The organism is Phyllobacterium brassicacearum, from assembly GCF_003010955.1.
In the GTDB taxonomy this organism is placed as follows: domain Bacteria; phylum Pseudomonadota; class Alphaproteobacteria; order Rhizobiales; family Rhizobiaceae; genus Phyllobacterium; species Phyllobacterium brassicacearum.
Genome location: NZ_PGGO01000009.1, coordinates 1 through 11,751, shown reverse-complemented (window position 1 = coordinate 11,751; position 11,751 = coordinate 1). Strand labels below are relative to the sequence as shown.

General features: G+C 56.2%; 14 protein-coding genes. 8 read left to right on the top strand and 6 right to left on the bottom strand.

The window, feature by feature from the left end:
* Positions 1-4: 4 nt before the first annotated feature.
* Entirely contained in the window at positions 5-1,201 is a 1,197-nt protein-coding gene (dapE, locus tag CU102_RS13315) for a succinyl-diaminopimelate desuccinylase (RefSeq protein WP_106711603.1), read from the bottom strand.
* Between the two features lie 260 nt (positions 1,202-1,461).
* Here dapE and CU102_RS13310 point away from each other — a divergent pair, with 260 nt between their 5' ends.
* Entirely contained in the window at positions 1,462-2,511 is a 1,050-nt protein-coding gene (locus CU102_RS13310) for a 2-dehydropantoate 2-reductase (RefSeq protein WP_106711602.1), read from the top strand.
* Positions 2,512-2,517: 6 nt separating this feature from the next.
* Here CU102_RS13310 and dapD read toward each other — a convergent pair whose 3' ends face one another.
* On the bottom strand, positions 2,518-3,372 hold the full coding sequence (gene dapD / locus CU102_RS13305) for a 2,3,4,5-tetrahydropyridine-2,6-dicarboxylate N-succinyltransferase (RefSeq protein ID WP_106711601.1): 855 nt from the start codon (positions 3,370-3,372) through the stop codon (positions 2,518-2,520).
* 150 nt (positions 3,373-3,522) lie between these two features.
* Between dapD and CU102_RS13300 the strand changes: the two genes are divergently transcribed.
* Complete coding sequence (locus CU102_RS13300; RefSeq protein ID WP_106711600.1) at positions 3,523-4,365, top strand: LOG family protein; 843 nt, start codon at positions 3,523-3,525, stop codon at positions 4,363-4,365.
* 11 nt (positions 4,366-4,376) lie between these two features.
* Here CU102_RS13300 and CU102_RS13295 read toward each other — a convergent pair whose 3' ends face one another.
* Positions 4,377-5,096, bottom strand: a complete 720-nt coding sequence (locus CU102_RS13295; protein ID WP_106711599.1) for a pyrimidine 5'-nucleotidase — start codon at positions 5,094-5,096, stop codon at positions 4,377-4,379.
* A 174-nt stretch (positions 5,097-5,270) separates the two neighbouring features.
* Here CU102_RS13295 and CU102_RS13290 point away from each other — a divergent pair, with 174 nt between their 5' ends.
* Positions 5,271-6,026 carry a GGDEF domain-containing protein gene (locus CU102_RS13290; RefSeq protein WP_106711598.1) on the top strand — a complete coding sequence of 252 codons (756 nt, stop codon included), beginning with the start codon at positions 5,271-5,273 and terminating at the stop codon, positions 6,024-6,026.
* 43 nt (positions 6,027-6,069) lie between these two features.
* Here CU102_RS13290 and phhA read toward each other — a convergent pair whose 3' ends face one another.
* Complete coding sequence (phhA, locus tag CU102_RS13285) at positions 6,070-6,903, bottom strand: phenylalanine 4-monooxygenase (protein WP_106711597.1); 834 nt, start codon at positions 6,901-6,903, stop codon at positions 6,070-6,072.
* 123 nt (positions 6,904-7,026) lie between these two features.
* On the opposite strand from phhA, the gene CU102_RS13280 reads away from it, so the two are divergent.
* Positions 7,027-7,509: an Lrp/AsnC family transcriptional regulator gene (locus CU102_RS13280; protein WP_425351547.1), complete on the top strand. Its 483-nt coding sequence runs from the start codon at positions 7,027-7,029 to the stop codon at positions 7,507-7,509.
* Here the strand turns inward: CU102_RS13280 and argB are convergent, their stop codons facing one another.
* A complete protein-coding gene (gene argB, locus CU102_RS13275) occupies positions 7,510-8,412 on the bottom strand; it encodes an acetylglutamate kinase (protein ID WP_106711596.1) in 903 nt (300 codons plus the stop codon). It abuts the gene before it with no gap.
* Here argB and CU102_RS29860 point away from each other — a divergent pair.
* The 4 genes from CU102_RS29860 (at position 8,411) to CU102_RS13260 (ending at position 10,759) form a co-directional block, all read left to right on the top strand.
* Positions 8,411-8,557: a hypothetical protein gene (locus CU102_RS29860; protein WP_166648412.1), complete on the top strand. Its 147-nt coding sequence runs from the start codon at positions 8,411-8,413 to the stop codon at positions 8,555-8,557. The two genes, argB and CU102_RS29860, sit on opposite strands and share 2 nt — an antisense overlap.
* Before the next feature lie 294 nt (positions 8,558-8,851).
* On the top strand, positions 8,852-9,391 hold the full coding sequence (locus CU102_RS13270; RefSeq protein ID WP_106711595.1) for a sigma-70 family RNA polymerase sigma factor: 540 nt from the start codon (positions 8,852-8,854) through the stop codon (positions 9,389-9,391).
* Complete coding sequence (locus tag CU102_RS13265) at positions 9,388-10,101, top strand: anti-sigma factor (protein ID WP_166648413.1); 714 nt, start codon at positions 9,388-9,390, stop codon at positions 10,099-10,101. Before CU102_RS13270 ends, CU102_RS13265 begins: the two co-directional genes overlap by 4 nt.
* A gap of 106 nt (positions 10,102-10,207) precedes the next feature.
* Entirely contained in the window at positions 10,208-10,759 is a 552-nt protein-coding gene (locus CU102_RS13260; RefSeq protein WP_106711593.1) for a fasciclin domain-containing protein, read from the top strand.
* 97 nt (positions 10,760-10,856) lie between these two features.
* Here the strand turns inward: CU102_RS13260 and yihA are convergent, their stop codons facing one another.
* Positions 10,857-11,528 (bottom strand): ribosome biogenesis GTP-binding protein YihA/YsxC, encoded by a 672-nt coding sequence (yihA, locus tag CU102_RS13255; RefSeq protein ID WP_106711592.1) that lies wholly within the window; start codon positions 11,526-11,528, stop codon positions 10,857-10,859.
* Between the last annotated feature and the right edge of the window lie 223 nt (positions 11,529-11,751).

Below are 11,751 nucleotides of genomic sequence, written 5' to 3'. Positions count from 1 at the left end.
TCACTCATGTTTTTTGCGAAAAAAAATCCGAGATGAACCGCTCATAAACTTGCGTCAGCGTTTCGAGATCGGCAAGGGCTACGCGTTCATCAACCATATGCATCGTCTTGCCGACAAGACCAAACTCGACGACCGGGCAATAATCCTTGATGAAGCGGGCATCGGACGTCCCACCCGAAGTCGAAAGCTGTGGCCGGTTACCTGTGACCTTCTCGATGGACGAACTCAGGGTGCCGATCAGCTTTTCCTCATGGGTCAGGAAGACATGGCTCACGCGGTTACGCCAGTTGAGGTCGTAATTCACCGGCTCGCTCTTACCGGGGCGCAGCTTGTGTCGGCGTGATGCCTGATCAAGACGGTTATGAATCTCCGCCATCAGCGTTTCGCCTGTCCACGTATCGTTGAAGCGGACGTTGAACGTAGCGGTGGCAGTGGCGGGGATAACGTTGACGGCGGGATTCCCGACATCGATCGTGGTCACTTCGAGATTGGTCGGCTGAAAATCCTTCGTCCCTTCGTCAAACACGGGGTAGAGCAGGCTGTCCACCAGCGTCACGAGACCACGTACGGGATTGTCGGCGAGGTGTGGATAGGCGGCATGACCTTGCACGCCATGCACGACGACTGTTCCCGACAGGGAGCCGCGCCTGCCGATCTTGATCATATCACCGAGCTTGTCCGGGTTCGTCGGCTCACCGACGATGGCGGCGTCCCATTTTTCGCCCCTTGCTTTGGCCCATTCCAGCAACTTGCCTGTGCCATTGATAGATGGTCCCTCTTCGTCACCGGTGATGACAAAAGAAACCGAACCCTTGAGGGCACCGTTCTTCTCAAGATGACGAGCCACGGCAGCGACGAAACAGGCAATGCCGCCTTTCATGTCAACGGCGCCGCGGCCATACATTTCGCCATTGCGGATCTCGGCTGAAAACGGTGGAACGGTCCATGCGCCCTCATCACCGACCGGCACGACATCCGTATGGCCGGCAAACATGAGGTGCGGCCCATTGCCGGAACGGCGCGCATATAGGTTCTCCACATCGGGTGTGCCGGCCTCGCTGAAGACCGGCCGTTCGACGGAAAAGCCAAGTGGAGCGAGCATGGCCTGGAGAGCAGATAATGCACCGCCTTCCGCTGGCGTTATCGACGGGCACGCAATGAGCTGGGCGAGATTTTGTACGGGATCGATCGAGGATGTCATGCCAAAAAGCGATAATGGAAAAGCATGATGCTGTCACGCAACTAGTGTCCCGATCCCGAAGTTCGCCCCCATCAAGTGAGCTCTCACGAACTTCGGGATCGAAAGGACACTCTTCAGGGTTATAATGTGCCAGTGTGCTACTCGAACGCGACGTTCCAGCGAGTTCGCCGTTTGATCCGAGGAACGTAGGGTTCGGCACACTGGATCGTGTTGGCGGCATCTGTTTAAATGCCGTCGGCGTATCAATCAGGGACAGCACCATGCTTGCAAACGAAACCCGGATCGTCATCGCTGGCGCCGGCTCGATCGGTTGTTATGTCGGCGGTTGTCTGGCATCAGCGGGCAAGGACGTTATCTTTCTGGTGCGACCACGCATCGAATCGCTGCTTCTGCAGCATGGCCTCAAGATCATTGATCTAAACGGAACGGAAACGCTCGTTCGACCAGAGCAATTGACCCTTGCAGTCGATCCAGCGGTCGCATTCGCGCAGGCAGAGATCATTGTGATTGCCGTCAAGAGCGGCGCAACTGAAGAAATGGCCAAGCTGGTCGCAAAGCATGCGCCCTCAACGTCCGCCATAGTCAGCCTGCAAAACGGCGTCGACAATGCCCGGGTCTTGCGCCGGAACCTGCCGTCCGGTTTTACCGTAGTCCCCGGTATGGTGCCATTCAATGTCGTTCAGTCCGAGCCGGACGCCGTGCCTTTCACCGTTCGCCGCACCACCGACGGCACCATTCTTGTTGACGACCGATCGGGCGACCTGGCCGATGATCTTTCGGCACCAGGGCTCAACGTTCACCACCATCCGGACATGCAAAGTGTATTGTGGGGTAAACTACTGATGAACCTCAACAATGCGCTTAATGCCCTCTCCGGCCTACCGCTGGCCACTCAACTAGCCGACCGGAATTGGCGGCGTCTCCTCGCGGATCAGATGAGCGAAGGTCTGAAAGTGTTGAATGCACATGCCATCGTGCCCTCGAAGATACAGGGCGTCTCCCCTGCACTTGTTCCATGGGTGCTGCGGCTGCCAGATTTCCTTTTCCGCATTGCTGCGAAAAAGATGATCAATATCGATCCTCGCGCCCGTTCATCCATGTGGGAAGATCTGTCGCGCGGCCGCCCGACCGAGATCGACTATCTTCAGGGTGTTATTGTTCATTTGGCTGACGAGAAAGCTATCCCTGTTCCACTTACCCGTAACGTCGTTTCCTGTGTCAAGCGGGCGGAGGGCAAGCCGCTCCGGCCGCATTCGGTCGCTGAAATCCGCGATGCCAAGGCAGAGGAGGGTTCGCCCCTCCCGCCGTGATGTGCCCTAATCGCGCAACAATTCGTTGATGGATGTCTTGGAACGGGTCTTTTCATCGACGCGCTTGACGATCACCGCACAATAAAGCCCAGGCCCTGGCTCGCCATTCGGGAGTGGTTTTCCTGGCAGAGTACCGGCAACGACGACCGAATAGGGCGGCACTTCGCCGTAGAAAATCTCGCCCGTTGCACGATCGATAATCTTGGTCGACTTGCCGATGAAGACGCCCATGCCAAGGACCGCGCCTTCGCGGACGATGCAGCCTTCGACCACTTCCGAGCGCGCGCCAATGAAGCAGTTATCTTCAATGATGGTCGGGCCAGCCTGCATCGGCTCAAGCACGCCACCAATGCCGACACCTCCCGACAAGTGGACATGTTTGCCGATCTGCGCACAAGAACCAACGCCAGCCCATGTGTCGACCATTGTCCCTTCGTCGACATAGGCGCCGAGATTGACGAAGGATGGCATCAGAATGACGCCCGGAGCAATATAGGCAGAACGGCGGACGATCGCATTTGGAACCGTGCGAATTCCTGCTTTGGCGAACTCGGTTGCGCCCCAGCCATCGAACTTCGACGGTACCTTGTCCCACCAGGGCGCACCGCCGGGTCCGCCCTCGATTATGCCCATGGGGTTGAGCCGGAAGGACAGGAGCACGGCCTTTTTCAGCCATTGGTTGGTTGTCCATGCGCCATCTGCCTGTTTCTCGGCAACACGCACCTGTCCACTATCAAGCAGCAGCAGCGATGTTTCGACGGCCTCACGAACTTCGCCACGCGTTTCGGTGCTGATCGCATCGCGCTCATCGAAGGCCTTGTCGATCGTCTTTTCGAGACTGGTCAGATCGGGCTTGGACATTTGCTGGTCACTCCATTACACGGGCGGTTAAGAACAATGGCCTAGTAAGATAAGTCTGTGAGAGGGTCAATCTCGGGGCTACCATGTTGGATGGTGAATGGAATTTTATGTCTGTAAGCGTCATGAGCGTCCGCAGAAGGAGTACAACAATTGAATACTGATGAAAAAAATAGCTGGACCCCGTTCTCGCACTCCTCCGAAGCGGTGCGCCGCGTCGAAACCGCTCCTGAAACGAGGCAAACCCAATCAGACACCTATCGCCTCGCTTTCGCGGATCCGGAATTCATGACGCGCCGCGAGTTGCGCGCAGTGCGGCTTCAACTGGAATTGCTCAAACCGGAAATGGCGCTCGCCGAACGCGGTATCCGTTCTACCGTGGTTCTGTTTGGCGGAGCGCGTATTCCCGAGCCAGGCGGCGCTGCCTGGGCAGCAAAAAACGCGACGCAGAAGAAGAACCTCGAGGCCAGTTCACATTATTACGCCGAGGCGCGCAAATTCGCCCAACTATGCTCCACCTATTCGTCGACAACCTATAATCGCGAATTCGTCGTCGTCACTGGCGGCGGTCCGGGCGTGATGGAAGCAGGCAACCGCGGAGCAGCCGACGTTGGGGCGCCGACGATCGGCCTCAACATTGTTCTGCCGCATGAACAGGCGCCCAATGCCTATGTCACGCCGGAGCTTTGCTTCAATTTCCACTATTTCGCCATCCGCAAGATGCACTTCCTCATGCGAGCCAAGGCCATGGCAATCTTCCCTGGCGGCTTCGGCACGATGGACGAGACGTTCGAGGCTCTCACGCTCATACAGACGGGCCGAATGGAACGCATTCCGTTCCTGCTGTTCGGCAAGTCATTCTGGGAAAAGGCCGTTGATTTCGATTTCCTCGCCGAGCAGGGCGTCATCTCGCCGTCAGATCTCAAACTGATCACCTTCGTCGACAAGGCCGACGAAGCCTGGGAAGTCATTCGAACCTTTTACGATCTTGAGTAGAAGAGACCGGGTCAGACGGTCTCTCGTGCGCTCATTGGCAGAATCGAGTTGAGGAACGAGGTGAGATCATCGGTAACATAATCAACATGATCGGTGTTGCCGGGATCACGCTCCCATATTTCTGAGAATGTCGGTTCAAAATTGTGCGGAACGATTAAGACGGTCGTCATTCCGAGGGCCTTGGGCTCGATGAGATTGCGTGCCAGATCCTCAAACATGACACAGCTGCCCGCTTCGATCTTGTGCAGACTGAGAAACCGGTCATACGTCTCGCGAGCGGGTTTTGGCGTTAGTTCCGCAGCCCGGATATCAAAAATATCGTCGAACTGATCGAGGACGCCGAGCTGGCGGGCCGCGCGTTCGGCGTGGCCGCGATCACCATTGGTGAAGATGAACTTGCGCCCAGGTAGTTGTTTGATGGCAGTCGCCAGGGAAGGATTCGGCACGAGCCACGAATAGTCGATGTCGTGGACCTTCTGCAGAAAATCATCCGGATCGATATCGTAGCGATCCATCAGCCCTTTCAGGGTCGTGCCATAGTCCTTATAGAACCGCTTCTGAAGCTCGCGCGCGTCCGTGTGGGACAGTTTCAGGAGGTCGGCCACATACCCCGTCATTTTCACATCGATCTGGGAAAACAGATTGGAATGATGCGGATAAAGGGTATTGTCGAGGTCGAACACCCAATCGGTCACATGGGCAAAATTCAAGGGATCCGGTTTATTTGTCATACGCGAGCAAGGTTCCGCCGTTTTACGAAAAGCCGAAACAGACACAAGGCATTCTGTTTCACTCCCGAATCAATAGACGAAAAAAGTCTGAACTACGACCGTTTTTAATTTTTTCACTAACAGGCGCTTCATTAATTCGTCGTAGGAGCGAGAAGTGCTTCGGGTCGCAAGTTCATGAATAGAATTCTCCTCAAATGCGCGATGGTCATGGTGATTTCAGTGGCGTGCTCCCTGTTGATCACCGGAATCATGATGTCCGCTAACGACATGCACGACCCGAGGGGTTACCTCATTGCCACCGTTTGCCCTCTCGTGATTTCTCCTGCGATCTCGTTCCTGGTCTTCCGGCAATCGGAGAAACTGCGGCTAACGCTCGAAACGCTCAACCGGGTCATGCAGGAACTCGAGATCACCAACGCCAAACTATTCGAGAAATCGTCACGCGACAGCATGACAGGCTTGCTCAACCGCGAGGCGTTTTTCAACTATATGGAAGGCGCCCGCCAGCACCAAATGGGTTCACTGCTCATCATCGATGCCGATCATTTCAAGAAAATCAACGATATGCATGGGCATTACAATGGGGATGGTGCCCTGATGGCAATCGGGCAATGCATCAATAATTGTATCAGGCCGGATGACAGCATCGGGCGGATTGGCGGTGAGGAATTCGCCGTTTATCTCGCGACCGACGACGAGAGCCAGGTTAAATCCATAGCCGAGACTATTCGCATGGAAGTCAACCGCATCGAATACCGGACGCCCGAAAATGAACGCGTACCGCTCAGCGTCAGCATTGGCGGCGTCGTTGGCGTATCAAAAGGCACCATAGCCGATTACTTCCAGATCGCGGACCGCCGGCTCTACGAGGCAAAGCGCAACGGCCGCAACTGCGTGTGCATTCAGTCCAAAATGCAGAATGCAGCATGAACCGGTTGCAACCGGACAACGACCGCCGATTGCATGATTGGCATTACACCGTTGCCGGATCCAGAGGTTCCACATCCTTCCAGCGCTCGATCAGTTTCGCCATGTCGGCCTTCTCGAATGAATCTTTCAGCGCGGCAAATGACGGCAAGACAAAATAGGCTCGCTGGAACTTGTCGATTTCATAGTTCGTGTGCATCACGGTTTCGAGATCGAACGGTACGTGATGGGCGTCGGGGCTTGTTACAGCAAACTGCAGTTCGCTGAATGACGACATAAGGCCCGCTCCGAATGCCTTGAGCGGCGCACCCTCTTCCCGCATCAGCCCGAATTCCGCGGTGTACCAGTAGAGCCTGGCGGCCAGTTGCTCGCCGCCCATGCGTGACGCGGCGCCGCCCTTCTCGCCGTAGAGCTGCATGAAATCGGCAAAGACCGGTTGGCTCAATATGGGCACATGGCCAAAGAAGTCATGGAACATGTCAGGTTCGACGATGTAATCGAGCTCTTTCTTGCTTCGCAACCAGTTCGTCACCGGAAAACGCCGATTGGCAAGGTGGTCGAAGAACGGCTCGTTCGGAATCAGCCCCGGTACCGCGACGATCTCCCATCCGGTCAGTTTGCGCAACCGCTCGCTGACCTCATGAAAATCCGGAATGCGATCCAAAAGACCAAGTGCGTCCACACCATCGAGATAGGAGTGATGCGCGAGCTTCGACGTCAATTTCGTCTGGCGGTCGCAAAGCGTGCGCCACACTTCCTGGTCCTCATCCGAATAGTCATATTTCTGTTCGACGGTAAAATCCGGCTGGCAAACGGCGTAGTTGCCACGCAATCCCTGCTCGGCACATTCGCGGGCGTAGGCTTCAACGCTGATAGTCATAGGATACTCCTCCAATCCATGATCTTTGCCACAGGATAAAACGAGGGAATGAGAGAATTTGACCTAATCAGCTCAGCAGCGCATAGTTTCAGGTGAATTACCCTCCAATCAGGAGATTGTGGAGTGACATCAACTCAATTGAGCGATTTTGAGATCAAGATGCTGCAGATCCTGCAAGGCAATGGCCGCGTTGCGGTAACGGACCTTGCACAGATGATCGGCCTTTCAGCAACCCCCTGCGCGCGGCGGTTCGAACACCTGCAGGAAAGCGGCGTGATCAAAGGCTTTGCAGCAAACATCGATAGACGGGCGATAGGCCTGATGGTCGAAGTGTTCGTGCAGGTCCGCCTCAACACTCATAGCGATGACTCGCCTGAACGTTTCATCGCTGAAATTCAGCGCATGGATGAGGTCTCGTCCTGCTGGACTATGACGGGTGAGCATGACTTCCTGCTGCACGTCATGGTGCCAACGGTGGACGATCTCAACCACTTCGTCATGCAGCGGCTGATGCGGCTGAAGGGTGTGCGGGATGTGCACACCCAGCTCGTGCTGCAAAATATCAAGGGGCCGGGGAAAATCCCACTTGACCACCTCAAAAGGTAATCAAGGTACGAGAAGTGTGCCGGCGCCACGCTCGGTGAAGAGTTCGAGGAGGACCGAGTGCGGCGTCTTGCCATTGAGAATGACCACACCTTCGACGCCGCGATTGATCGCGTCGATGCAGGTCTCCACTTTGGGGATCATCCCGCCCGATATCGTGCCATCCTTGATCAGCGCGCGAGCCTGGCTGACGGACAGCTCCTTGATCAGTTCCTTGTTCTTATCGAGGACGCCCGGCACGTCAGTCAGGAACAGAAGGCGTGAAGCCGCAAGCGCACCGGCGATGGCCCCAGCAAAGGTGTCGGCATTGATATTGTAAGTATGGCCGTCGCGCCCGGGTGCGACCGGTGCTATGACCGGGATCATCTCGGACCGCGCGAGAAGATCGAGAAGTGTGCGATCGATTTCCACGGGCTCGCCGACGAAACCGAGGTCAACGATTTTCTCGATGTTTGAATCAGGATCGATGACAGTTTTCTTCGCCTTCTCGGCGAAGACCATATTGCCGTCCTTGCCGCAGAGGCCGATCGCCCATTCGCCTTCGGCATTGATGAGGGCAACGATCTCCTTGTTGATTGAACCTGCAAGAACCATCTCGACGATTTCAAGCGTCTTGGCGTCGGTAACGCGCAGGCCGCCTTCAAACTTCGATTCAATACCCATGCGTGCGAGCATTGACGCGATCTGCGGCCCACCGCCATGGACTACGATTGGATTGATACCGGACTGCTTCAGCAGCGCGATATCGCGGGCGAACGCCTTGCCCAGCGTTGCATCGCCCATGGCATGGCCGCCATACTTGACGACAACCGTCTTGTTTTCATAACGCTGCATGTAAGGCAGAGCGGCAGAGAGAAGGCTTGCCTGGATTTCGGCGGTTTGGTCGATGTCAGATGTGGAGGACATGGATGCGCAGGCTCCGGCTTGGGAAGGACGGGGGTACTTAGAGCGAGATAAGTTCATATTGAAGCTGTTCCGTTTCCCGGATGGCGAGACATTCCACAAGGAAGGTGGCAAGGCCGATGTGGTTCCATCGGACGAAGCCGCCTGACAAAGTGGGTGTCCGCCAGACGGAAACCCAAAGGGCCGGGTGAATTTGTTTCAAATTCTTCGGGGTTTGGCTTCGTCCGATGCACACACATCGGCCTCGCCAACCCCCTTGACCTTGTACCAAATTCCCTCCGGCAGAACGCTTCCATATGATCTTATCTCGCTCTAACGCTAAAGACGGTTTCGGGCAAATATGATTTAGGCACTTCGGATAGGTTTTTGTCATCCGCCATTGACAGTACAACCAGTCGCCAGATTTAAATTACTCAATGAATAAGCTGGAAACGCCATTTGTATGACGCCTGAAGGCATATCGGAGCTCATCTCGCGAGTCTCGCTACGGGACCGGGCGGCTTTCGACGCGCTTTATGCCTCGACGAGCGCGAAACTATTTGGCGTCTGTTTGCGTGTCTTGGGTAACCGTACGGAAGCAGAGGACGCGCTGCAGGACATCTACGTCAAGATATGGAACAAGGCAGACCGATTTGCCGTCGCAGATACCAGTCCGATTTCTTGGCTGGTTGCCATTGCCCGCAATCATTGCATCGATGTGCTGCGCGCGCGCAAGCTGGTCGCGGCCGAACTGGACCAGGCTGCGGACGTTGTTGAGCCGTCGCCCAATCCGGAACAGTCCGCCGTGGCAAAGGGCGAGGCGCAGCGCATCTACGACTGCCTCGACCAGTTGGAAGCGGCGCGGGCCGAAGCGGTCCGTGCCGCTTATCTGAACGGCGACAGTTATGAGGCCCTGGCCAGCCGGTACAAGGTGCCTTTGAATACGATGAGGACGTGGCTGCGCCGCAGCCTGATGAAACTGAAGGAATGCCTGGAGGGATGAGCTCGATACCACCCGAAGACACAATCCCGGAAGGCGATGATCTCATCGCCGCTGAATATGTGTTGGGCGTGCTCCCTGCCGAGGAGCGGCGCGCGGTTGCGCGCCGTATCGAAACCGACAAGCCCTTTGCCCAACTGGTCGCACGATGGCAGCACCATTTCGACCCGCTCAACGAACATTTCGCGGAGGCATCAGCTCCGCACTACCTGAAAAGCCGGATCGACCACCGACTGTTCGGAACGGAAGAGACGCAGGCAGGTATCCCGCTATGGGGCAGCGTCATCTTCTGGCGCGGCCTCGCCTTTGCCGCTCTCGCGCTCGCCGTCATTGGTTTTGGCCGCGATCTGATCGAATTCCCAACCACGGAGCCCGCACCACAACTGATTGCTTCCATGGCCGCAGATGGAAGTCCTGTCCGCACCATGGCGATCTTCGACGATCAGACGAGAAAACTGAAAATCACGGTCGTTGCCGGTGACATACCGCAGGACCGTTCCCTCGAATTATGGTTGATCGCCGGCAACGAGGCGCCGGTCTCACTCGGTTTGTTAAAGTCGCCGCAAGTGACCGCGTTTGACCTGCCACAGCCCGTTGCCGCGAAACTGCGTGACGGAACGACGCTGGCCATTTCAGTCGAGCCCATTGGCGGCTCGCCGAGCGGAGCTCCGACAGGAGCTGTGGTCGCCGCCGGAACGGTCCGCGGTATCTAGAGCAGCTCCATCCAAAATAAAAAATCAGCCTAGCTGAAACTTAAGTCTGCGGCCTGCCGTATCTCCACTGACCTCAACCGAGGGGAACCAAACAGTGGAGATAGAGATGTTAAACAAATCACTTCGCCTGATCGCGCTTTCAACCGTCCTCATTGCCGGTGCAGCGCTCGCCAAGAACCCCAATGTGGGCGGCGCTCCGATGTATGAAAACAAGAACATTATTGAGAATGCCGTGAACTCAAAGGATCACACGACGCTGGTTGCCGCCGTCAAGGCTGCCGGCCTTGTCGAGACCCTCGAAGGAAAAGGTCCTTTCACGGTTTTCGCGCCAACGAATGAAGCATTTGCCGTCCTTCCGAAGGGAACCGTCGAATCCCTGCTCAAGCCAGAAAACAAGGACAAATTGACGAAGATACTGACTTGTCATGTGGTTGGGGCAGACGCGTCGTCCAAGGCCATCATGAAGATGGTTGATGATGACGAAGGGGCTCACCCGGTCAAAACCGTTGGCGGCTGCGTCTGGACCGCCAAGTACAAGGGCAAGAAGCTCACTCTCACCGATGAGAACGGCACCGTTGCCAACGTGACGATTGCCGATGTCAAGCAGTCGAACGGTGTCATCCATGTCATAGACAGGGTTCTGCTGCCAAAGATGTAGACAACTTGCCTGATTGCGCAGACGGGCATCTGCGCACTTGCCCCGTGTGATCCATCGAAACCCCGGATCATACGGGGCCTTTTTTATGCCGGGGATGTTATTCCTCGAGGAGCAGCGCGACAGCAGCGCGCAACTCGTCCAGCCCGGCCCCTTTTTCCGACGACGTCGCAAGGATCTGCGGATAGGCGGCGGCGCGTTTCTTGATGGCCTGGGCCGTTTCTTCCATTAGGCGCGGAATGCCGGCAGCCTTGATCTTGTCTATCTTGGTAAGGACTATCTGGTAGGAAACGGCAGCGCGATCGAGCAGATCCAGCACTTCGGCGTCGTTCTTTTTCACACCGTGACGGGCATCGATCAGCACGTATACGCGCTTCAGGGTCGTCCGCCCGCGCAGATAATCGAACACCAGTCGGGTCCAGGCATCGACCTGTTCCTTTGGCGCCTCGGCAAAACCGTATCCGGGCATATCCACGATCGCGAGCGGCGGCAGATCGCCGTTTTCGCCTGAATGACCATCGGGAACAAAGTAGTTGAGCTCCTGTGTCCGTCCGGGCGTGTTCGACGTACGTGCCAGGCCCTTCTGTCCGATGATGGCGTTGATCAATGAGGATTTTCCGACATTGGATCGCCCGGCGAAAGCGATTTCAAGCGGCCCTTCGGGAGGCAAGAACTTCATGGCGGGAACGCCGCGGATGAATACCCAGCCCTGCGCAAAAAGCAATCTGCCTTTCTCGATCAGTCTGTTTGCCTTGTCCTGCGCTTCGCTCAATTTTTTGTCCTACTAGAATGTCGTGTGCGACTTGATGTGCAATCAAGGTTTCTCGGCACCTTGTCAACCGCTGCAAAGCAAAAGCCCCCGGCCGAGTGATCTGACCCCCGAAAGTTGGACATCAACCTTCGGGGGTTTTGCATGTCCAAACACAGCGTTGCTTTTAAGCTTTCTGTTGTGGCGTTTTATCAGAAGGGCGAGCGGAGCGCTCGGGAAGTTGGCG

Coding starts and splice junctions, on each gene's coding strand:
- CU102_RS13265 (WP_166648413.1), top strand. CDS start 9,388: ATGAGCTCGATACCACCCGAAGACACAATCCCGGAAGGCGATGATCTC.
- CU102_RS13290 (WP_106711598.1), top strand. CDS start 5,271: ATGAATAGAATTCTCCTCAAATGCGCGATGGTCATGGTGATTTCAGTG.
- CU102_RS13260 (WP_106711593.1), top strand. CDS start 10,208: ATGTTAAACAAATCACTTCGCCTGATCGCGCTTTCAACCGTCCTCATT.
- CU102_RS29860 (WP_166648412.1), top strand. CDS start 8,411: ATGGATGCGCAGGCTCCGGCTTGGGAAGGACGGGGGTACTTAGAGCGA.
- phhA (WP_106711597.1), bottom strand. CDS start 6,903: ATGACTATCAGCGTTGAAGCCTACGCCCGCGAATGTGCCGAGCAGGGA.
- argB (WP_106711596.1), bottom strand. CDS start 8,412: ATGTCCTCCACATCTGACATCGACCAAACCGCCGAAATCCAGGCAAGC.
- dapE (WP_106711603.1), bottom strand. CDS start 1,201: ATGACATCCTCGATCGATCCCGTACAAAATCTCGCCCAGCTCATTGCG.
- CU102_RS13310 (WP_106711602.1), top strand. CDS start 1,462: ATGCTTGCAAACGAAACCCGGATCGTCATCGCTGGCGCCGGCTCGATC.
- CU102_RS13270 (WP_106711595.1), top strand. CDS start 8,852: ATGACGCCTGAAGGCATATCGGAGCTCATCTCGCGAGTCTCGCTACGG.
- CU102_RS13295 (WP_106711599.1), bottom strand. CDS start 5,096: ATGACAAATAAACCGGATCCCTTGAATTTTGCCCATGTGACCGATTGG.
- dapD (WP_106711601.1), bottom strand. CDS start 3,372: ATGTCCAAGCCCGATCTGACCAGTCTCGAAAAGACGATCGACAAGGCC.